General features: G+C 46.1%; 22 protein-coding genes, 1 pseudogene and 1 CRISPR repeat array. Of the genes and pseudogenes, 8 read left to right on the forward strand and 15 right to left on the reverse strand.

Annotation, left to right across the window (positions count from 1 at the left end):
* Positions 1–27 precede the first annotated feature (27 nt).
* Both ABXJ76_RS14550 and ABXJ76_RS14555 read left to right on the forward strand, forming a co-directional pair.
* Positions 28–2,482: pseudogene (locus tag ABXJ76_RS14550) on the forward strand (sensor domain-containing protein).
* 49 nt (positions 2,483–2,531) lie between these two features.
* Entirely contained in the window at positions 2,532–3,035 is a 504-nt protein-coding gene (locus tag ABXJ76_RS14555) for a hypothetical protein (RefSeq protein ID WP_432741450.1), read from the forward strand.
* A gap of 53 nt (positions 3,036–3,088) precedes the next feature.
* Here the strand turns inward: ABXJ76_RS14555 and ABXJ76_RS14560 are convergent, their stop codons facing one another.
* From ABXJ76_RS14560 to ABXJ76_RS14590, 7 genes are all read right to left on the reverse strand, one after another.
* Positions 3,089–3,394, reverse strand: coding sequence for a hypothetical protein (locus tag ABXJ76_RS14560; RefSeq protein ID WP_432741451.1), 306 nt, complete (start codon positions 3,392–3,394; stop codon positions 3,089–3,091).
* Positions 3,395–3,421: 27 nt separating this feature from the next.
* Positions 3,422–4,267 (reverse strand): hypothetical protein, encoded by an 846-nt coding sequence (locus ABXJ76_RS14565; RefSeq protein WP_432741452.1) that lies wholly within the window; start codon positions 4,265–4,267, stop codon positions 3,422–3,424.
* Positions 4,268–4,378: 111 nt separating this feature from the next.
* Positions 4,379–5,677, reverse strand: coding sequence for an Hsp70 family protein (locus ABXJ76_RS14570; protein WP_432741453.1), 1,299 nt, complete (start codon positions 5,675–5,677; stop codon positions 4,379–4,381).
* Positions 5,678–5,920: 243 nt separating this feature from the next.
* Entirely contained in the window at positions 5,921–7,159 is a 1,239-nt protein-coding gene (locus ABXJ76_RS14575; protein WP_432741454.1) for a hypothetical protein, read from the reverse strand.
* Between the two features lie 160 nt (positions 7,160–7,319).
* Positions 7,320–7,769 (reverse strand): hypothetical protein, encoded by a 450-nt coding sequence (locus tag ABXJ76_RS14580; RefSeq protein WP_432741455.1) that lies wholly within the window; start codon positions 7,767–7,769, stop codon positions 7,320–7,322.
* Between the two features lie 1,079 nt (positions 7,770–8,848).
* The gene (locus ABXJ76_RS14585; protein WP_432741456.1) at positions 8,849–9,094 is read right to left on the reverse strand and encodes a hypothetical protein; all 246 of its coding nucleotides are present in this window, start codon (positions 9,092–9,094) and stop codon (positions 8,849–8,851) included.
* 113 nt (positions 9,095–9,207) lie between these two features.
* Positions 9,208–9,498 (reverse strand): hypothetical protein, encoded by a 291-nt coding sequence (locus tag ABXJ76_RS14590; protein WP_432741457.1) that lies wholly within the window; start codon positions 9,496–9,498, stop codon positions 9,208–9,210.
* Positions 9,499–9,936: 438 nt separating this feature from the next.
* Here ABXJ76_RS14590 and tnpA point away from each other — a divergent pair, with 438 nt between their 5' ends.
* The 3 genes from tnpA to tnpC all read left to right on the forward strand — a co-directional run bounded on the left by tnpA (position 9,937) and on the right by tnpC (position 12,255).
* A complete protein-coding gene (tnpA, locus tag ABXJ76_RS14595; protein ID WP_432741458.1) occupies positions 9,937–10,239 on the forward strand; it encodes an IS66 family insertion sequence element accessory protein TnpA in 303 nt (100 codons plus the stop codon).
* The gene (gene tnpB, locus ABXJ76_RS14600; RefSeq protein ID WP_432741459.1) at positions 10,227–10,574 is read left to right on the forward strand and encodes an IS66 family insertion sequence element accessory protein TnpB; all 348 of its coding nucleotides are present in this window, start codon (positions 10,227–10,229) and stop codon (positions 10,572–10,574) included. Before tnpA ends, tnpB begins: the two co-directional genes overlap by 13 nt.
* Before the next feature lie 85 nt (positions 10,575–10,659).
* Positions 10,660–12,255: an IS66 family transposase gene (tnpC, locus tag ABXJ76_RS14605; RefSeq protein WP_432741460.1), complete on the forward strand. Its 1,596-nt coding sequence runs from the start codon at positions 10,660–10,662 to the stop codon at positions 12,253–12,255.
* A gap of 471 nt (positions 12,256–12,726) precedes the next feature.
* On the opposite strand, the gene istB is transcribed toward tnpC, so the two are convergent.
* Entirely contained in the window at positions 12,727–13,470 is a 744-nt protein-coding gene (istB, locus tag ABXJ76_RS14610) for an IS21-like element helper ATPase IstB (RefSeq protein WP_432741461.1), read from the reverse strand.
* Positions 13,460–14,968, reverse strand: coding sequence for an IS21 family transposase (gene istA / locus ABXJ76_RS14615; RefSeq protein ID WP_432746532.1), 1,509 nt, complete (start codon positions 14,966–14,968; stop codon positions 13,460–13,462). Before istA ends, istB begins: the two co-directional genes overlap by 11 nt.
* Before the next feature lie 131 nt (positions 14,969–15,099).
* Here istA and ABXJ76_RS14620 point away from each other — a divergent pair, with 131 nt between their 5' ends.
* A complete protein-coding gene (locus ABXJ76_RS14620; protein ID WP_432741462.1) occupies positions 15,100–15,477 on the forward strand; it encodes a tyrosine-type recombinase/integrase in 378 nt (125 codons plus the stop codon).
* A 212-nt stretch (positions 15,478–15,689) separates the two neighbouring features.
* Here the strand turns inward: ABXJ76_RS14620 and ABXJ76_RS14625 are convergent, their stop codons facing one another.
* The 5 genes from ABXJ76_RS14625 to ABXJ76_RS14645 all read right to left on the reverse strand — a co-directional run bounded on the left by ABXJ76_RS14625 (position 15,690) and on the right by ABXJ76_RS14645 (position 19,343).
* Positions 15,690–16,808: a methyltransferase gene (locus tag ABXJ76_RS14625; protein ID WP_432741463.1), complete on the reverse strand. Its 1,119-nt coding sequence runs from the start codon at positions 16,806–16,808 to the stop codon at positions 15,690–15,692.
* Positions 16,809–16,820: 12 nt separating this feature from the next.
* Positions 16,821–17,444, reverse strand: coding sequence for a TetR/AcrR family transcriptional regulator (locus ABXJ76_RS14630; protein ID WP_432741464.1), 624 nt, complete (start codon positions 17,442–17,444; stop codon positions 16,821–16,823).
* 462 nt (positions 17,445–17,906) lie between these two features.
* Positions 17,907–18,419: a DUF6398 domain-containing protein gene (locus tag ABXJ76_RS14635; RefSeq protein ID WP_432741465.1), complete on the reverse strand. Its 513-nt coding sequence runs from the start codon at positions 18,417–18,419 to the stop codon at positions 17,907–17,909.
* A 135-nt stretch (positions 18,420–18,554) separates the two neighbouring features.
* Positions 18,555–18,863 carry a retropepsin-like aspartic protease family protein gene (locus ABXJ76_RS14640; RefSeq protein ID WP_432741466.1) on the reverse strand — a complete coding sequence of 103 codons (309 nt, stop codon included), beginning with the start codon at positions 18,861–18,863 and terminating at the stop codon, positions 18,555–18,557.
* A gap of 99 nt (positions 18,864–18,962) precedes the next feature.
* Positions 18,963–19,343 (reverse strand): helix-turn-helix domain-containing protein, encoded by a 381-nt coding sequence (locus tag ABXJ76_RS14645; protein ID WP_432741467.1) that lies wholly within the window; start codon positions 19,341–19,343, stop codon positions 18,963–18,965.
* Between the two features lie 424 nt (positions 19,344–19,767).
* Between ABXJ76_RS14645 and ABXJ76_RS14650 the strand changes: the two genes are divergently transcribed.
* A complete protein-coding gene (locus tag ABXJ76_RS14650; RefSeq protein ID WP_432741468.1) occupies positions 19,768–20,112 on the forward strand; it encodes a type II toxin-antitoxin system RelE/ParE family toxin in 345 nt (114 codons plus the stop codon).
* Positions 20,099–20,425, forward strand: coding sequence for an addiction module antidote protein (locus tag ABXJ76_RS14655; protein ID WP_432741469.1), 327 nt, complete (start codon positions 20,099–20,101; stop codon positions 20,423–20,425). Before ABXJ76_RS14650 ends, ABXJ76_RS14655 begins: the two co-directional genes overlap by 14 nt.
* 204 nt (positions 20,426–20,629) lie before the next feature.
* Here ABXJ76_RS14655 and ABXJ76_RS14660 read toward each other — a convergent pair whose 3' ends face one another.
* Entirely contained in the window at positions 20,630–20,827 is a 198-nt protein-coding gene (locus ABXJ76_RS14660) for a hypothetical protein (protein ID WP_432741470.1), read from the reverse strand.
* A gap of 190 nt (positions 20,828–21,017) precedes the next feature.
* Positions 21,018–21,405: direct repeats of the CRISPR family, unit length 28 nt; unit sequence TTTCTAAGCCGCGCATAGGGCGGCGAAC.
* Positions 21,406–21,486: the final 81 nt, after the last annotated feature.

Below are 21,486 nucleotides of genomic sequence, written 5' to 3' on the forward strand. Positions count from 1 at the left end.
GCATGGATAAAAATCCACTTCCCCCGAATGCATTACAAGCAGCAGCTGAGGCGCGCTCATTTCGATTTGGATGAATCCCGCGACCGTTATATTGATCTCTATGATTTTTCTCCGGTCGGTTACCTCACCACCACCCAAGTCGGCTTGATCGCTGAGATCAACCTCACCGCGGCCAAATTACTGGGTATAGATCGTCGTGAACTGCTACATCGTCGTTTTTCAGCTTTTGTGATACCCAAAGACGGTGACCGTTGGCATCTTTTTTTTGCTGGGATCATGAAACACAACCAGCACAAGAATATCGAGCTAACCTTGAAACACAGTGACGGCGCCGAATTTCCCGTTCAACTGAATGGCCTGTTGGTAACAACTGACAGTGCAGATTCGAAGGTACGCATCACGCTTACCGAAAGCAGACAAGCCATCGCGCATTTGTCTGAAGTCGAGATGAATGCGGCTCTAAGCCTGACTAATGCCGAGATGGGGTCTTGGGAATGGAATATAGAAACCGGACGAATCATTTTCAATGAACATTGGGCCAAGATGCGCGGCTACCGGCTGGACGAAAAAGAACGCCATTTCAGTGACTGGGAAAACGATATCCACCCTGATGACCTCCAAGCCTATCATGCGGCGTTGACCGCGCATTTAGAAAGTCACACGCTATTTTTTCAGGCTGAATATCGCGTTCGCACCCAATCGGGATCATGGCTTTGGCTATTGGATCGCGGCGCCGTGATCAAGCGCGACACCGAAGGAACCCCACTGCGTATGGCAGGTATCGAAATGGACATCAGCAAACGTAAGTGTAATGAGGAAAAGCTTCGCATCGCCGCTATCGCCTTTGAGTCGCAAGAGGGCATGTTTGTCACTAACGCCAATGCCGTCATCATAGAGGTCAACCAAGCTTTTACCCGCGTGACAGGTTACAGTGCAGCAGAAGCCATCGGCCAGAAACCGAGTATGCTCAGTTCTGGACGGCACGACCCAGTGTTCTATCAAAACATGTGGCGGATTCTAAAGAATAAAGGTTTCTGGCAGGGCGACATCTGGAATCAGCGCAAAGATGGCGTTATTTATTCTGAGCGACTCAATCTTTCTGCTGTTTATTCACCCGCCGGGGACATCAGTCATTACGTCGCTTCCTTTGCCGACATCACCGCTGAAAAGGAGTCAATCGCCAAAATTCACCAGCTGGCCTATTACGATCCACTCACCCTACTGCCCAATCGCCGACTATTTCAAGAACACTTGGAAAAAGCGTTTCTTCTTAGCGACAGAAGTAAAAAGTATAGTGCCTTGCTGTTCATCGATCTGGATAATTTTAAAGCGCTGAATGACACACTGGGGCACGATATGGGGGATCTGCTATTAACACAGGCTGGCGCGCGTCTTTTAGGTTGCATACGCAAGGGCGATACCGTAGCTCGCTTGGGAGGCGATGAGTTTGTCGTCATCCTGGAAGAGTTGAGCCCGACTTGCAAGGATGCCGTCAATCAGGCCAAGGATATGGGTGAAAAGATTATCCTGGCCCTTAATCAAAACTATCAGCTCGACCATAGTCACTACCACAGTACCCCAAGTATCGGCATTACCTTGTTCAATAGCAGCAAGGAGTCCATCGATGACCTACTGAAACAGGCAGATATCGCCATGTATGCAGCCAAGGCAGGGGGGCGCAATACCTTACGTTTTTTTGATCCGGAGATGCAGACTACGATTATGGCCCGCGCGAGTCTGGAAGCGGATTTGATCCAAGCACTGAAGAACGATCAATTCAAACTTTACTTTCAGTTGCAAGCAACCCATGACCGCCGGATTATCGGCGCCGAAGTGCTGTTGCGTTGGGAGCACCCTGAACGCGGCTTGGTTTCACCGCTCGAATTCATTCCACTGGCTGAAAAAACCAGATTGATCCTGCCCATAGGCCTGTGGGTGCTGGAAACAGCCTGCGCCCAACTAAAAAGTTGGGCGGATATGCCCGATACCCGGCATTTGCAACTTGCCGTTAATGTCAGCGCTCATCAGTTCCATGAAGCCAGTTTTATCGAGCAGGTTTGCGCCATGCTAGAAAAATATGCCATCCAACCTGATCGGCTCAAACTCGAACTGACTGAAAGTCTGGTACTCGACAACATAAAAGAGGCTATCATTAAAATGCACGCTCTCAAAAAAATCGGGGTGCGTTTTTCCATGGATGATTTCGGCACCGGCTATTCATCGCTGGCTTACCTAACACAACTGCCTGAAGATTGATCAGTCCTTCGTACACAATATTGGTGTAAAGCTTACCGATACCGTGCTTGTGCAAACCATTATCGGCATGGCCAACAATCTTGGCATGGATGTGATTGCTGAGGGCGTAGAAACTGAAGAGCAACGCGCATTTTTGGAGCGTCACGGTTGCCCGGCTATTCAGGGTTACTTATTCAGCAAGCCAGTCCCGATTGAGCAGTTTGCATTGTTACTGAAACAAAGCTGATTACCGTCTAATTCAGTGTTTTATTCCTTGCCCACAAACACGTTCAATTATGTTCATTTATTCATTACCCTTATTTTTCGCCCATATTGGTTTAGCCAGTCCGCTAGATTTGCTGATTATGTTTATAGCCCTGTTTATGGTTCTATTTATAAGCTCACTGTTTTTCGGAGGAGATCAACAGAAAAAATCCGCTGACCACTATCTGTTGGCCGCATGGAATGGCGGTGTGGCGCTCAAGTGGGCGTTCTGGCCTTTTTTTCTTATCCTGAACATTTGTTTGTATGGCGCAGACACGCTGGTAAAAGTCGGCATGTTTACCGTATCCGGCTGGGATGATGTGCATGTGATGCTAGTGCTGCCGATTGTCTGGTGGACAACCGCCGTTTGGCGATGCTCGCCCAATACCGCTCTAAGCGTTTGGGCGGCGTGCGCTCGATTGCTGACGGTCAGCGTATTTTTCGAATATAGTTTGAAGCTATTGATACGTATAGACTACCCGAGAATATTTTTTGGCTGTGATGAGTTGTTACTGGATTATGGCAGCTGCTTTTAAGTCGCACTTTATTCCCTCACCAGAGAAAAAATTATTTGAGCGTCGCTAAGCAGTTAATTCGAACCCAGTTCTTTTGATGCTGCGGCCACGGGTTGCTCAAGACCTGCCGCCTTCAGCAGTTGTATCAGCTCAACCGAGGTTTGCACCGCCGGTTGCGGCCCCTCTATTTTTTGTTGCGTCCAGTCCACGGCCTCTCCCGATCCCCACGACACCAGGGAGGCAAGCACAAACACCAGTGTGCCGCGTGTCATGCCCTTGGGCAAGCCCCGCTCTTCCAGATAGCGGTGGAGATACCGGACTGCTACGAAAAACACCATAGTGGAGATAATCAGGTTCCATAAGGAAGGTAACGTCAACATTATTAGATTTTCTCTTGTGTCGAAAGGTTATTTTGCAACGCTGTTGCTAAGCTCTGCTTCGAGCGTTAGGAACCGATCTTTCCAGTAGTTAGCCGTGTTAATCGCTTCTTCCTTGGCAGTCATCAAGCCATTGATGCGCTCGTTCAAATCCCTGTTCAGCTCGGTTAATCGCTTAACTTGTTCAATCGAGGCTGAAATCCTGTCGTCGGACTCAAACACTTTCATCATCACCTTGTTATCGGCTTCTAACGCCTGTATCGCACTTTGCTGTTGGTCAATAATGCCGCTCTGGCTGTCCCCAGCTTCCGGCTCGACAGTTGGAACGGGCTCGGGCTTGGATACTACAAGCTTAGGCGGTGAGATTTCTTTAATGGCTTTATTCAGACTTTTTTTGCCGTCTATAACTTCCTTTACCAGTTCCGCCGGTGCTTCCTTAACCAGCTTATCGGCCAACTGTTGAGTACGATGTCCTACCCCGGATTGCTTAGCCCTGGATGTTGCACTGTCTAACTGCGCAACATTCTGTAATTGGGCGCTACCCGCTGCCTGAGCATTTACCCAGCTTTGGGATGCCGATACGATAGCCGCAGACTGTCCCTGAGTTAAGTGTCTACGATGTAAATTTGACGACAAGATAAATTGTGTAGGATTGGAGCCGGTGTACTCAATAATGACCGGAGCAATACCCAGCTCACATAGCGCACGATAGCGATTGCCGCCATCCAGAATCATGCCGTCCAGCGTGTAGATAGGGTGTGTTTGTCCGTTAATCTGTATATTTTCTTTAAGTGAAATAAACTCGGCATCAGACATTCGCGGGAAGTAAGTGCAAAGCGGGTGCAGTTCAATTGTTTGAATATTGTTATCAGTCATTTATCAGCCTTAATTTAAGCCAACCAGTATACCATGCTCATATCGCGATATATCCCCTATCAAATAGACTGTTACGACCATAAAACCGGCTTCAGTTCAAAACTAAAACTTTCAATGACCGCCTAAATAACACCTTCTTGCGTCACACGCCAAACCGAAGCCAACGCTGGACAAGCGATTGCCTTCGGAAATTTCGGCATGTGGAAACATGCGATGAGTAATTTGTTGAATCATCGGAATAGCGGTACCGCCGCCAGTTAAAATTACCAGCGCCACATCGTCTGCTTTCACGCCAGCCATCACCACGCATTCATGAATCGTTTTTTGGATGCTTTCGATATTTCCATATAGACTTTCCTCCAGTTCTGCCCGATCTATAGGCGCTTGCAAATTTGCTTCAATAAAAGCAAGATCAGCCGTTGTTTGCTCGCTTGAACTCAGTTGAATTTTGCTTTCCTCAACTCTGGACATCAAGGTATGCCCCAGCTCTTCCTCTACAATCGACAGCAATCGATGAGTAAGAACCTTATCATTTGATTGACTAATTAATGCCCTTAAATCCCTTTTATATTTTTTCGCATACATATACTGAATTTTACTCAATTCTGAAAGATCGAAAAAAGGCGTTATGGGAAAACCCAGCCCCTTAGAACCCCAAAAAGAACCTAATCCTAACAACGGCATAAAACATTTCAAGCTCAATGACCGGTCAAAATCATTACCCCCAATCCGAGTCCCCGCATTAGCCAGAATATCCTCTTGGCGATCTTGTTTTTTGATGTAACGCCCGGATAAGCGCATTATCGTAAAGTCCGAGGTACCGCCGCCAATGTCGATAACGACCGCTAACCTTTCGGTATCGCCACTGTTTAATTCATGCGCAAACGCGGCAGCAATAGGTTCATATTGAAAGCGAATATTTTTAAAACCGGCGGATACGAATATGGCCTCAAGCTGGCCTTCTGCCTCCTTGTCTGCTTTGTCATTGCCATCGATAAAATGAACCGGCCGTCCGGCAACTACATTTTCGATGTCTCTGTCAGCCAATAACTCTGCTTTATTTTTTATATGCTCAATAAAATGGCCAATAATGTGTTCGAACCGGGTTGTTCTTCCGCTTATCGTCGTTCCTTCCTTCATCAGAGAAGTTCCAAGCACCCGCTTAAAACTTCGCATGAACCGACCCTCCTCCCTGGCAACATAAGCATTAATCGCTTTACGGCCAAAAAAAATGGCAGGATTTTCTGCCAGAAAAAAAATTGTCGACGGTATCGTTAAATGTTGCTCTTCTACCGGAACCAAGGTGATTGACTCATCACGCCCATTGGCAATCGCTACCGTTGTGTTTGATGTTCCAAAATCGATGCCGCATGCAATTTCATTCGCTCTATGCATTTTGAGTGTATTCATTATTTGTTGTGAAATGAAACGATTTAAGCTGAATTGATAGTTATGTTTTGCTATAAATTGCTATAGAAAATGTAAAAGAATTCAATACATTCAGCGCGGCTGGCTGCAGAAACAGCGCTTCGGCGGCACATAGCCCAACGTTTGCTCCACACTGGAAACTGGCCTTTAGCTCAGATCATTTATTATCCAAAACTCAAAGAACAGCTTCCAGTCTGGCTGTCATCACAAATCAACCGCAATCCATTAGAATTGTATTTTAGCAGCAATTCCACCATGATCCGTAGACCATAACCCTAAGCCTAATCCAGGCGGATTGGTTTTGGTCGTAACCTTGTCGCCCAACACGCTAGCTTGTTTAACTTTTTTAGGCATTTCACGGGTAAAGATCATATCGATCCGCTCCGTTAGCAACGATTTTTTGCTAACCAGATCTTCCTGCTGGCAACACGTATAACCCGAGGCTTTACCGGGTTTCAGCTCCCATACGTCATGGTAACCGCTATCCACGAATTGATGATAAGGCGTGGTGATGCCTGTCACGAAAGGCGGCGGAAAAACGCCAGGAATATCAGTCTGTTCCGGTGATGAATTCATATCACCAAGCACTATTAAATAATCTGTAGACGTCGTTTTTTCAATCGTTTCAAGCAGTTCATCAGCCTGGGCCGCTTGATAAAAAGTGAATTCCGGCATACCAACGTCCTCCCCTTTGACTTCAAAATGCGTATTGACGATACGATAAACCTTATTGCCAATAGTCGCGTCCACTGCCACAAAACCCCGCTCTATAGCTATCCCAAGCGAATCGACTGAAGCGACAACTTGATAGTTACAACCATCGACTGATGGCTTTGTGCATAAACCAAAGGACTCATCATCGGACCAATCGACCTTGGCAACCTGCACATCCCGACGCGCCAAGATCACATCCCGATCAACGGCAACTAGAATCGCATTAGGCATAGCATTGAGACATTTTATACAGAAGGGTATACCGGAAAACGGCAATCCAGGCACAGCCACTTTGTCTAAATCAAGGTTCTTGACTGTGGCGGCTACCTCATAATTTATACCCTTTTTACGCCGTACTTCCGGTGTGTTATTTAACGCTGCCAGCGTTAAATCCAAATGGTCATCAAAAGCATTGGCAATCGATGGATCGTCACAGCCAAATTCAGGCCGAGGATCAAGATCGATACAGGTTAAATCCCAAACTTCCTGAAGACCGATGATCTCCGGCGATCGCTTTGCAATCATGCGAGCCTGTTCCAGAGCCCGCGCCTTAAAATCACTTGCCGATACTTTTTGCAAAACGCCCACCAGCGCATCATTGAACGCTTCAGGTTCGGCTGCGAGAACAGGAGCTAGATCCGCACCGAGATATTGATTTAAGGTGACGACTTCAATTTCATCAAATGCCAAAGCAAGATGAGCATAAAACAGGAAACACAGGCAAATGGAAAATCGAGAGGCTTGTTTCATAATCGTACTCCTAAATAAAGTTGAAAGGTGTCTGTAACACCTTTATTAAAAGGCCACTTCTTTACGTTTTTCATGTTTCGCTCCACCGGTATTTGTGCGGGTAAACCATTGATAACTGCCCTTGGTATCGCCTGGAACCACAGCACTTAATGGGTTGAATCTATAATCGGGTGACCGAATCTTGATCCAGATCAGTCAGAAATTCTGTTAATACTTTCCGGTCTACATGCGGCATGACCATAGCATGCGCATAATCCTGTTTTTGATGATTCAGCGCCAAACGCATGGTTGCCAGTGAATATTTTTTCACGACCCGATCGCTGGGTTTTCTAAAATAAAGGGTATTAGACAGCTCGTTAGCGCGTGTGGGTTGCAGATGGGAAAAGTGGCTTTGCATTTGTGCCATCAGATAAGCCGTGTTTTGCAACATAGTCCGGGCATCTTCAGCTTGTTTGGCCATGGCCGATGGCGTTGAAAAAAAATAGAATTCCGCCGGTTTTACCGCATCTCTGGAGCACGTAATCGTTCCGGGCACATGATGAATATATTCGGGATTATGAATTTGACTGAAAAATTCATTAAACTCATCAAAACGGCTTTGTGTCGTCATAAATAAACCGGCAGGCGATGGAAACCCGAAAAATTTATGGCAGGAAACCGCTATGGAATCATAGCGTATGGCTGTCGGATTACTCTTGGATTGATAGAGCACCTCACTCGCATGGGCGGTATGGGGTCCACTATAAATATCCGCTGTTATGAAGCGAGGAATTATTTAAGCAGAGTTAGTTTTGATTGTTGTGATGGCAGGCAGATGCCTGTCATTGAATTTTTCTTGATCTGTGTGCCTTGATCTGTGTGCAGCGTTGCCTATAACCCAGACCATTACCCAGACTAAAAGGGCGTTATTAAATTTTAGGCTATAAAAAAGGCATTAGATTTTCACACCTAATGCCTTTGATATTTATGGAGCCAATGACGAGAGTCGAACTCGTGACCTACTGATTACGAATGTTATATGCTCTATTAACAACCAATTAAATCAATACCTTGCGATGCTCGCCACATCCAAAAACAGCCTCAAACAACCTAGCACACCTTAATAACTGTCATGCGTAGCTACGATTCAGCTACGGCAGCAACCGCCCCCTATGCATAGTGACCCATTCCGGCCATTCAGATTTTTTTGAAAGCGATAATGTAATAAGCCGCCTGTTTATGTTCAGAAAATGGTCGTTTTATGAACAAAGATTGGCTGATTCCGGTCAAGGCTGTGTCAAAACTCAGTTGCGAGTCTTCAAAATTTAATTTTTACCCAATTATCTGTCATTAAAAAAACGTATTTTGTTCGTACTGGTATTGCGGTGTGGAAAAGAGCATTGAAATTTTTCCAGTTTTTACAGTAAAAAAGCGTCTAAGTTTTCCAGAATGTAAATATTAACTGGTTGTTTATTAACTTAATTATCTTGGATGACTAGAAAATATGGTGCTGATTAGTGGAAAATCTTCAACGCCGTTTAACACCTCTGCAATCCCTTTCGCTAGAGGGCTTCAAAAACGAAAGTGGTCGGTCTAGGTTGCAACTTGTCCTACTCCCCATCAAAAGCGTTTAACGCCAAGAATGGGGTAGGCGGAAGCAAACCGTTTAATTTTTTCGCCGGGGTGCGGCGGGTTCATCATAGCCGTGTTTTATCTGCCGGGGGCAAGGCCACGATCTTCGTCTTGATCCTGATCTTGATCGCTCTCAGGGTCGTGCATTCCTAGGGATTTAGCAGCTGCTATCAACGCAGCGGCCTCAGCAGCAGAAAGTATCACACCTTCCAGTGTCACGCTCCAGGTCTTCGTAGCGGTGTCCCAGTGAAAATGAACTTCTCTTTTATCGCCTTTGGCAAGTTGGGGCAGTAGCTCTTCCAGCAGATAGGTTTTTTCAGACATTTAACACATTTCCTTATTTACGTATTTGGTTATATTCATGGACATCTATTATCTACTTTTTATCAAAAGGTTGCCCCCCAATCTGTTTCAGAATGTATATTCTCGACCATGGGCTAAGCTTTTGCCTTTAATTGAAATACCTCATTTAGTTCGTCGATCTTTTGCTCTGCCAAAGGTACGATGGCATCAGAAACAGCCCCCCTTCTTCGTAACTTCAATTTCTTGATGTCGCTTTCAATTTTTTTGATGGAAGCCTTCAAATGATCTAAAGTCATTTCATCCATAAAGTTAATATTACCGCCGCCGTCTTTCCACAAGTTAGCAGCTATATTGTCTGGATAGCTAACGTAATAAAAAACATTCTCTATTTCCCATTGAATCACTTGTAATTGCTCTTCTGTCATTATGACGATCCGATTTGCTGAGGTGGGGCCGTTTTTACAATTTAGCCAGGTTCCAGTTGAACATTTTTTTCATTCGACTAAAACGCCACTATAACCGCCATCCGCTCAAATTACACTCAAGGTAGTGTAAATCAGCGTGCAAAAGTTACCACCTTCAGCATCGGTTTTTACCAGATTTTCCAATAATAATCCTTAAAAAACAATGCAATAATAATTTATTATTGACCAATTATGACGCTGTTTACTGGTAAATACTGGACGCTGATTGACAGAAATGATCAATCGAACCACTCTCAAGAACCAGCGGTGACTCGCAGTAAGCACACTTTCCATGGAATAGTTGGTGAAGAGCAATTCTTATTGTTAGCGTCCAGTCGCGCCACGTAGAATAGCCGGTCGACTTCTGGCATCCTCACATTTTTTTAATGAGGATAAATAATGAAAATAAGCACACAATGGCGACATCATGTGAACGCTTGGCATCAGAGTGGACTAAGCCAGGCGGATTATTGTCGCCAGCAAGACATCAATCCTAAAACCTTCTCGCGGTGGACACGGCATGAATTAGCCATGGATAAGGATGCTCCACTCGAAGTCATTCCCATACAAGTGGTGCAGTCAGCTCCGGCCGCTACCACCGAAGCAAACGTGATACTACGGCTTGCTCAGGGTGCTCAACTTGAACTGTCCACGGCGGTGTCACCCCGTTGGCTGGCAGAGTTGCTGCAATGCCTGGCTTAATCGGTAACCCGGGACAAGTTTGGCTAAGTGTAGCCCCCGTTGATCTTCGTCGGGGAATAGATGGACTGTCGACACTGGTACAGCAAGCCTTGGGTCAGCCCTGCGTTGGATCAGCCTTTGTGTTTCGCAATACCTCCGGCAATCGCATCAAAGTTCTGCTCTGGGATGGCAATGGCGTGTGGTTGTGTCAGCGTCGGTTACATCGGGGGCATTTCATTTGGCCTACGTCGGGAGACCGCTGCTTTTCGATCACTCAAGCGCAGTGGGAATGGCTAATTACCGGGGTCGATTGGCGGCGTTTATCGGCTCAACTACCCGACTATTTACACACCTAAGTTAAGCTATTTTTCGGCTAAAAAACAACTACAAACCCAGTATTTATAGTGGCTACAGCAGTTTTTTCGTAGTAAAATGATTACTATGAAAACACTGATCCAGCTAGATGAATTGAACCTCGATGCTGCCGCCAAAACACAGGTGGCGGCACTGGTTCAGTCGCTGCTGGATCAGGCGAAAACAGAGACGTTGAAGTACCAAGCAGATCTTCACGCCAAAGATCTTAAAATCCAAGCCCTGATTCTGGAATTGGCTCATCTTCGACGGATTCGCTATGGTGTAAAGAATGAAGCGTTGTCCAGTATACAGCGCGACTTGTTCCAGGAAGCCTGTAACGAAGACATCGCAGCGCTTGAAGCGGAAATCGAGCAGGCCGAAGACGGGCAATCCAACGCCACTGTTACCCAACCTAAACGCCTTCGAGCGGGTCACCAACCCTTGCCACCTCATCTGCCGCGCATTGAGCATGTCCACGAACCGGAATCCTGCCAATGCGGTCGGTGTGGTAAAGACTTGGTCAAGGTCGGCGAAGACATCACTGAACAACTGGATGTCGAGCCCGCCAAATTCTTTGTCCACCGCCACATCCGCCCCCAATATGCATGCCGTCCCTGTGAAACCATCACCGCTGCACCCATTCCACCTGCTATTATCGATGGCGGCATGGCGGCGGTGGGTTTGCTGACTTGGGTGCTAATCAGTAAATACCTGGATCATCTACCGCTCTACCGTTTGGAACAAATCGCCGCCCGCGACCATGTCATTTTGGCTAGATCCACCTTGGCGGAATGGGTCGGGCGCACCGGTGTGGCGCTGCAACCCTTGGCGGATCGGCTTATTGAAATTCTACTGGAACGCGGTATGCTCCACGCCGACGAAACTCCCGTCCCGCAACTCGATCCCGGCAGTGGAAAAACCAAAAGAGCCTACCTTTGGGCCTACCGCAGCAACGACTTGGAAGAAGGTCCTCGAATCATCGTCTTCGATTACCGGGGTGGACGAAGTGGGGAGCACGCGCGCCAGTTCTTGGGTGCGTGGCAAGGGCACTTATTGGTCGATGACTATGGCGGTTACAAGGCCTTGTTCTCCACTGTACGCCAAGAAGCGCCACCCTGCATTGAACTGGGTTGCTGGGCACACGCACGCCGGAAGTTCTTCGATCTGCACAAGGCCAATGCCAGCTCCATGGCGCTGGAAGCCTTGACGCGTATCGGCCAGCTGTACATTATCGAACAACAAGGTAAAACCCTGGATATCGAAGCTCGCCAACAGCTACGTGCGGAACAAAGCCAACCGGTACTCGACGCATTGTATCAATGGCTCACCCAAACCCGGTCCAGCACCGCCAATGGTGGTGGCTCCGCCAAAGCCATGGACTATACGCTGAAACGCTGGCCTGCCATGATCCGCTATGCAGAAACTGGCCATTTGCCCATAGACAATAACCCGGTGGAAAATACCATTCGCCCCATTGCCCTTGGTAAAAAGAACTGGCTATTCGCTGGTTCTGAGCGTGCGGGTCAACGGGCTGCTGCCATTCAAACGCTACTGGGTACCGCAAAGCTCAACGGAATAGATCCGGCAGCATGGCTTAGAGATACCTTGGAAAAGCTGCCCACCTGGCCCAATAGTCGTATTGACGAACTACTGCCGTTTGCACGTCCGGTCGAAGACGTTTAAACACAGGACGATAATGATGGGTAGCTGGTAGCGCTGGCCGCTTACGCCGCTTATCTTGAAGATATTCATTGATAGGGAGTGAATGCCCCAAACAATCTCATTAATCCCATCCTATGGTACAAATACCTAGGGAGATGTTTTCATCAATTATTTAAGTGCTCTTAAAAACTCAAACTAGCACAGTTCTTTGGCTTTTGCCGCTGAATAAGTCTGGCTGTTAACGGCTGACTCAGCCAATTGTAACCCGTCTATAGAGTTGCCAATGATTGAGTGAGATGCGGACGATAATGCCATTCACAACGTCAATTTTTTGAACAATTCTGTATCCAGGTAGCGTTAGTACGGCTGTAACCATTGAATCAATTATAGGATTTTCCTCTTGATGGCTAATAATTGATACAGTATTGATTGTGTCAATCAGCGTTGAAAAGTATCCACCTAACAGCGTCGAATAATGTCCAGCAAGTAAGGTTATTCCGTTTTTAGCTCCTTTTTACGCTGCTTAAGTCGATAGGAATCATTACCTGTTTCCAAAATATCACAGTGGTGAGTGATTCGGTCTAACAAGGCCGTAGTCATTTTAGCATCGCCAAATACTTGTACCCATTCACCGAAGTTCAGGTTGGTAGTAATGATTAGCGAGGTTTTTTCATACAGCTGACTGATTAAGTGAAATAGCAAAGCACCACCCGACTCAGGGAACGGCAGATACCCCAATTCATCGACAATAACAGCATCAACCTGTATCAGCTTGCGTGCCATGGCCCCTGTTTTACCTGCCTGTTTTTCCCTTTCCAGTTCATTAACCAGATCGACAGCATTGTAAAAACGAACACGTTTACTTTTGTGAATAGCAGCCACTCCCATAGCGGTAGCCAAATGGGTTTTTCCTGTGCCGGTTCCACCAACAAAAATCAGATTATGAGCCTCCTCCATAAAGGCTGCACTAGCCAGTTGCTGTATTTGCGCTTGAGGTAGCGGTGATTCCTGCCACTCAAAGGCAACCATATCCCGATGAATGGGGAATTTTGCAGCACTAAGCTGATAGCGTAGGCTACGGGCCTGTCTATCCGCTAGTTCAGCATCAATGAGCCTGTTTAAACAACCGTCGGGAGTTAGTGCGAGTCGTGGGGTTTCTGCCCGTATCTCCGCCAATGCCGTGGCCATGCCGAATAGCTTCAGCGCTTTCAGTTGAGCTAGATTATCAATGGACATAACGGCCACTCAACAAACTATCGTAACGGCCGCAGTCCGCAGCGGGCTCAACGTGTAGTGACAAGCTTTCAACAGTCGTTAGGGTTTTAACGCGGGGTGGTTCAAGTAACCGTCGTAGCTCATTAATGACGACACTGGCGTTGATAACCCCCGATTCAAGAGTCAAGGCACAGGCCGCTTCCATGGTCTCCAATCCTGCGCCTTTAGCCATCACCAGCACTTCAACAAAGGCTTTATCACCTTTCGACTGTTTCAATAGTTGATCGCGAACCTTTTTTATCGACTGGGGCAAATCCCAATCTTGGAAGGGGATGCCATGCCTTAGCGCACCTGGCTTTCGCTCTAATACAGGCAGATAATGCCAAGGATTAAAGATGAACTTATCACGGCCAAAGCAACGAGCATGCTCAGCAATGATGTCGCCATCGGCGACCAGGCGCAGACGATCAGCGGTCACTTTGACAGAAATGACTTTACCGACCCAAGCAGTGGGCGCACTGTAGTTATTGCGATCCAGTCGAATCAAACAGGTACTGGACACGCGTAACAAGTGCTCCTTGTAACCATCAAACTGAGCCGTTATTGAGCGTAACAAGGGTTGCTCGTCTTTAAAACATTCAGCGATGGTGCGTGCCTTTTGGCTGGAATGTTGTCGTCCAGCCAGCTCTTCACAGCGCTTTTCCAGCCAGGCATTCAACTCATTAAAATCAGCAAACCGAGCACGCGGGGTAAATAACCATTCACGGACATTGCCAACCTGATTTTCAACCTGGCCTTTCTCCCAGCCGGCAGCCGGTGTACAGGCAACCGGTTCAAATAAATAATGATTGGCCAGGGTTAAAAAACGACGATTAAACTTACGTTCCTTACCCACAAAAACCGTATCAACGACGGTTTTCAGGTTGTCATAGACCATTCGCAAAGGCACGCCGCCAAAGAAGGCAAAAGCTTTATTGTGGGCGTCCAGAACCATTTCCTGGGTTTCACAAGGATAGGCCACGACAAACATTTTTCGGCTATAGGAAAGACGAAAATGAGCAACCTTGATCTTTCTGCCAATCCCGCCTAACTCGACAAATTCTTCGCTCCAATCAAACTGGCATGTTTCTCCTGGGGGAAAAGCCAAAGGAATAAAGGCCTTGGTGGCAGCAGGCGTCATCTTCTGTTCGAGTTTCCAATGCTTCACATAGCGCTGCACACTGTCATAGGCACCCCGATAACCTTCTGCCTGTAGGCATTCAAACAAACGCTGTGCGGTTCTACGTTGTTTTTTGGGGAGGCGAGATTCTATTTCCAGCCATTGCTTAAGTCGCTCCTGAAAATCACCCAGCTTTGGAAAGGTTTGAATTTTTCGATGGTAAACGGGTTCTTCAGTCGTTAGTAAATGTTTGCGAACGGTGGTACGAAACAGGTTTAATGATCTTGCGATGGCGCTGATGTCCTCACCGCTTATAAAATGACGCCTTCTGATTTCGGCAATAAAATCCATAAATAACACCCAAGGTTTCTCCGGCAAAATACCGGATCATGACACATATCGGAGTGGACAGTTTTCGACGCTGTTTTCCCGATTCCCTGGCCATTTTTCCACGCTGTTTGACAAACAGAGTTTCAACGCGGGCTATGATTATGCAACAGAAAACACACCGCCCTGTTCAGTTTGAAATCACTGAACAAACCAGAGAATCAGTTGGCGCCTGGATCAGCCAAGCCCAGCTCAAATCGGATCAATATCTGTTTCCAAGCCGAATTCATAGTTCACCGCATCTTTCGACTCGGCAATATGCTCGGATTGTGGATGACTGGGTTGAATCGATTGGTCTCGATCCTGCGGTATATGGAACTCATACCATGCGCAGAACAAAAGCAACGCTTGTGTACCGTAAGACAAAAAACTTACGAGCCGTGCAATTGTTGCTGGGGCATACCAAACTTGAAAGTACCGTCAGATACCTGGGTATTGAAGTTGATGACGCTCTAGAAATATCAGAACAAACCGAGATCTAACCCTAACGCAAACTGGAGATGCGACTGTTATTAAATGGTAGCATCTCCAAAGCAGACGTTTAAATCGGGAAATCAAACGATGATTAAAGGCTCACTACCGACCCACAGGAGACAGCCAGATATGGATTTAGGCTTCCCGATACCGGTCATTGGGAAAGTAGAAATAACTTCGCGTTTCAACAGCCAAGGCCGTAATTATTGTGCAGTCAAATTCAAGTTGGCTTGGCAACAATAAACTTGGCAAATGTTCTCACATTCATGACTTCCAAGATCTCAAAACCCGCGTTTTCCAGCAATTGTTCCCATTCGCTCTGGGTGCGTTCACGTCCTTTTGTGCCAATCAACATTTGCATATCAAAACTCGCCACAGTTGGGTTGATATAAATTTCCTCTGCCACGGCATCACCAAACAAAATAGTGGCCTTGTAATGACCGATAGCTGATTTCAGATTGCTTAAAATTATCGAGCATTGCTCATCACTTAAGCCGTGGAATATGGCAAACAACACGAACAAATCATTATCTGACTGTGCGACTGGCAAAGACCCAAATAGATTACCGTCCTCAAAATCTATGCGTGCCAGTACATCGGCGGCTATTTTATCCGGCCAATAGGTTTTTGCCGCCTCAATAATCTGCGGTCTGTCGAATACAACCGCTTTTAAATTGGGATACGACTTTAGAATGGAAAGAGCTTTACTGCCTTTAGAACCACCGACATCAATAATACGCTCAAACTGTCCCCAGTTAAAATCTTGTAAAAATAAATTACCTGTGAGATTTTCTACACTATCCATCGCCTCTGAAAATAGCAAATCAAAATCATGGTGTGCATCCATATAGTCAAACAGTTCGACACCATACACTTTCGCAAACGGCACACCGCCATCGCGGATACTGTCTTCTAAAGACTCCATCCAAGGCTCAGTCATTTCGGGTGAGTTGTGCATTAAAATCATGGTGCGCACGTTTTTTGGATTATCTTGGCGTAGAAATGCCGAGGTTTTGCAGTTTTTAAAAACACGCGGTGCGGTTTCTTCAAAAATACCGATTGAAGCCAGCATTCGCAGCAAGCGGTAGAGATGGTTTTCGTGAAGCTGTAAAGCTGTGGCGATTTCCAGCGTACTTTTTTCGCCGTCGCCAAGTGTGTCTGCTAATTCCAGCTTAGTTGCGACATATAATGCTCGCGACTGCCAGAACAGCGAGCCAATTTGCATAAGTCTGAAAGGTCGTGGCGTTATCTTCGTGGGTATATTTTGCAGCGCGTTGGCAACGCTCATCAATTGATTGAACAGCTTAACTTTGAATGGATTGGTGGCTAGTTTTTTCATCTGCTTGCTCCGTTATTGAGCTGATGCCTGAGTCACACTGGCGGCAAACAAATGCCCATTGAACTGCGCCAATTGATCAAGGAACGCAGCATCCATTGTTTGCCCCCGCTGTTCTTCAAAGATGTCTTTCAGTAACATCGGCATCATTGCCAAACTCACAAAAGTGATTCTGACAATGTCAGGGTCTAATGAAGGCGTGATTTGTCCTTTTGACTGCATTTCTTCTACTTTCTTGGTGCCGCGTGTACGTCCACGCTCTAAGAGTTGTTGAATAAAACATCGCCCTGGTGCTTGATTAAGTGCCAAGACTTTCAAAATCAACTTTGGAAATTCGGGGTGTTTGGACATGGTCTCGTAATACAGCGAGAAAAAATCTTTAAATCCATCAACGGAATTCAACATCTGTCCGTCCAAGACCTTAAGCAGCGGGTTCATGGTGTCACGAATCATTTCCTCATATAAGCCTTCTTTGTTGCCAAAGTAATAGCGAATCATCGAGATATTGGCATCGGCTTTTTCCGCAATTAAACGGGTTGTGACTTTGTGGTAATCGTCGGATAGGAAGCTATCGAGCGCGGCTTTGAGCAAGCGTTCACGCACAGGGTCAGGCGGCGTTTCTTCGGTAGGGCTAATCATGGTTTTCTCTCATATCAGATAGTGAAAACTAGATTAGCAATTGTTAATCGGTGTAGCCAGATTTTTCGACAATCAAAACAGATGGTTTGATTGACTGTCGTGGTGTTCTATTTGTTCGGCTTAAGTAATTTTTCTGCTTCAACTTCAATCATTACCATGGCCATATGCACTTTTCAGTCATAGCTTTCGTGATAACTTCGGCATAAATCTCGCCTACGTATTCCGTGGCATTAATCGCTTTGAGTTTTGACATGCATGAGTTTTCATAATAAAAGCGATTGTTTTTTTGATCAAAAATGAACAGGGTAAATTAACTTCCAAAATTTTTTAAATGACTGCTGATGGTACATCACCTAACTTTATTCTGCTATATTCATCGCCCCAAAGCGGCCTGTCGCCAATGCCAGCAATTGGCCGAAACTTTCCTTCTGATTAGACTATTCACTTCTTGCAGCTCTTAGTCTATCCGTCCTGTTTGGAGGGTATAAAGGGGATTAGGCCTTTTTCATAGGCAACTTGCTGCAATTCAAGCGGTGCCTGGCGAATATCGACTATTAAGCCATTAACTTCTAACATCCATACCATGGGGTTATTAACTAGTAGACTGGGCAGGGTCCAGTCGGGCGACATCTGCCCCATTTTAAGCAAGTCCCTTATTTCCTTCGACTTGTTTTGCCCGGTGCTATCCGCGATTCCATAAAACTCATAAATGGTTTTAGATTTACAGTGAGGCGACTGAGAGGGATCATCAAGAAAATTAACTCGTCCAACAGCGTGAACTGCAGCGGCAGCCCAAACATTTTCCTTGCCCTTTAGTAACGGTGATGGCCGCTTTCTTGCCAGTGCACCGACAACACGATGGATCATCACTTTGTATTCTTCATTGAGGTACTTTTTACTGAAATAATCGGTGAGAGCCGTAATCGTGGTAAATTTTTCTGCCATGGATTTAGGAATTTTTTCGGAAGTAGACATGATTGCTCACATTCATTTAATTGAATCTTTATGATTGGGCCAAGTCTAATCCAATAGGACATGTTGCAGCAAAAAAACGACAGCAGTTCCTTACCAAAAAAGGTTTGAAAAGGCTCCCATTCATAATTGACCACTTTATTTTTTAAACAGAGTGATCAATTTGGATTGATCATCAATGACTAGTTTATATCGTCCAAGCACGCTCATCCCTAACAAACTGTTGTTCGCTAAAAGATGGTCGTCAATAAAAGCGACGTCTACATTTTCCAAGATTTCTCCCGCTATTCTGACTTCCTGCAATATGCCGACTTTGGCATTCACTGTACCATTCGCTGTTTGCATCTCCCGATGGGTCAACGTGTCATCAGCCATACCCAGACCATTCATCATGGATTCCGGCAGCACGATTAAATCGGCGCCGGTGTCTTGTAAATCAGCGTGCAAAAGTTACCACCTTCAGCATCGGTTTTTACCAGATTTTCCAATAATAATCCTTAAAAAACAATGCAATAATAATTTATTATTGACCAATTATGACGCTGTTTACTGGTAAATACTGGACGCTGATTGACAGGGTATCCATAATTCCGCATCAATCATCCATTTTCGTAATTTTTCCCGAGAAATAGTGAGTCCATGGTTTTCGCTTAATTTTTCACAGGCAAAAGTTGGCTTGAAATCAACGTAGTATTGTTTGACATAAGTTATGGCTAATTCTTTAACCGAATCTGGATACTTGTGATTACTTGGATTGCCGCGTTTCTTGCTGACAACACCTATGGCTCCATCAGCTTTATATGCTTTTCTTAACCGCCTGATCTGTCGAATGCTTAAGCCTAATTGCTTGGCAGCTTCATGTTCGATCAGCCGCTTATCAATCAATTTTTGTAGAATTTCTATGCGATGTAATTCTTTGTTGCTCATAGTAATGATGTCCTGCATAGCTGTCGTTATCCATAGTCAATTTACAAAAAAACTGTAAATTTACACCGGAGAGGACATTTCTACTTTGCTAAAACAGGACATTACTATATTGTCTTTACAAAAAAACTTCGCATAAAATGAGGTTATGTTAAATAAGGCAGTCATTGAGGGCAATTGTCGTCGCTTAAGACGACATGGCTGTGAGGGGGTTGCCAGCCTTGTACAGACGGTATTTTTACTTTGCCGCATTACGCTTGATTAACACCGAGTCTATGATTCTATGGTTAAGGCGCGCTATCGCGCCTAGCACTCGAACCGGCGCAAAACGGTCGGTTCGCCCTGAAAAAACTAAAAAAAACAGCTTGCATTCACTATGGTTGCGAACTATAGTTCGCTATGCTATAGATTCTAGGAAGGTGGAGCCGTGACAGACGCAACAATGCCAAAGCGGGTGCTTGTTTATGCCCGTGATAGCGAGAAAGAGCCTTTTACTGACTGGCTTTATGGATTGCGGGATATTATGGGCCGAAAACGTATCCTTGCCCGCGTTTCCCGCCTGCAACAAGGCAACTTTGGGGATTGTGAGCCGGTCGGGGATGGGGTTAGCGAGCTGCGCTTGTTTTTCGGCCCCGGCTACAGGGTCTATTTTGGGGAGCATGACAACGAGATCGTTGTGCTACTGTGCGGCGGCGATAAAGACAGCCAAAGCAAAGATATTCAACAGGCGAAAGCCTATTGGCAGGAGTATTTAAGCCATGAGCAACTATAGAACGATCGGTGAGATTGAAGAAGAGTACCTACGCACTCATCCTGAAGAAGTAGACGATTATATCAGTGTCCTTTTTGATGAATATGCAGAGAGCGGCGATACCGCCTCGCTGATGTCGTCCTTACGCGTGGTGAGTCGCGTGAAGGGGGTAAGTCGGATCGCCGAAGTCTCCGGCCTTAGTCGGAAGGGTGTGCAGAAAGCCCTTTCGGAGAATGGCAACCCGCAATTTGGCAACGTGAACGCCATTATGCATGCCATGGGCTACCGTCTAACTCCGCAAAAACTGCCCTCATCGACGCACGCTCCGAAATGACCTACCGCGCTTAGTCCGCTAAAAGTGTCACCAGTGGTGACACAAACTTATCCAAGCTGATAGCTACTGTAGGAGCGTGATAAAGTATCATATGGGTCTGTTAGGAGGTACGAAAAGTAACGCCAGGGTGAGCGCATATAAATAAAATCCATTTATAATCAATTAGTTGAAATATAAAAAAACTCAGTACAACCACGAAAAAATTTAACCTATTGATTTTGCGTTGCATTTAAAAGTTAAATGCGGTAGCCCTGGGGCAATGCCTCTTAGATACCCGCTGGTCGTTCCGGCAGCATAGCGGCCGCACTGTAGGTGCGCGATAAAAGCATCCAGATGGGGCGTAAGCACGCTATTGGTTAACCACGCATTAGGTGTGGCATGAGGTGTAATAATAGATTTCATAGTGATCTCCTGTTGTGGAGTCGCCAGTGGAAATCTTCGCGGAAATTACGTCTACTAATTCGACAAAGTCCAGACAGAATACCCAGAATTTACAGGCACATCCGCCAATCTTGACTACATGCTATTCATAACTGAGCACTCTACATAATGGCTCAATTCTGTTGGCCATTGACAGCACACCCATTTAATGTTTCTAAGCCGCGCATAGGGCGGCGAACGCTTCCGAAAGATTCGTCCGAACGCGAGTTGTTTTCTAAGCCGCGCATAGGGCGGCGAACGCAAACATCCATTTTCGACCGCATCATTAACTTTTCTAAGCCGCGCATAGGGCGGCGAACAACGCCACCGCCAACGCTATCAATATGCGTCATTTCTAAGCCGCGCATAGGGCGGCGAACAGCTAAAGACTTGCCCTCCCCTCTTACGCCTTTTTCTAAGCCGCGCATAGGGCGGCGAACTTAGTGATAGCGTTACCGCAGAAACCGCAACACTTCTAAGCCGCGCATAGGGCGGCGAACTTTATCGTGTTGATAATGGCTTTAGTTGTCCTCTTCTAAGCCGCGCATAGGGCGGCGAACTCTAAACAGCGGTCACTTGATATACAGATGATCTTCTAAGGGCTTTGAAGTCCAACGGTACGAAAAGTAACGCTAGCCTCT

The organism is Methylobacter arcticus, assembly GCF_050917435.1.
GTDB classification, from domain to species: domain Bacteria; phylum Pseudomonadota; class Gammaproteobacteria; order Methylococcales; family Methylomonadaceae; genus Methylobacter_A; species Methylobacter_A titanis.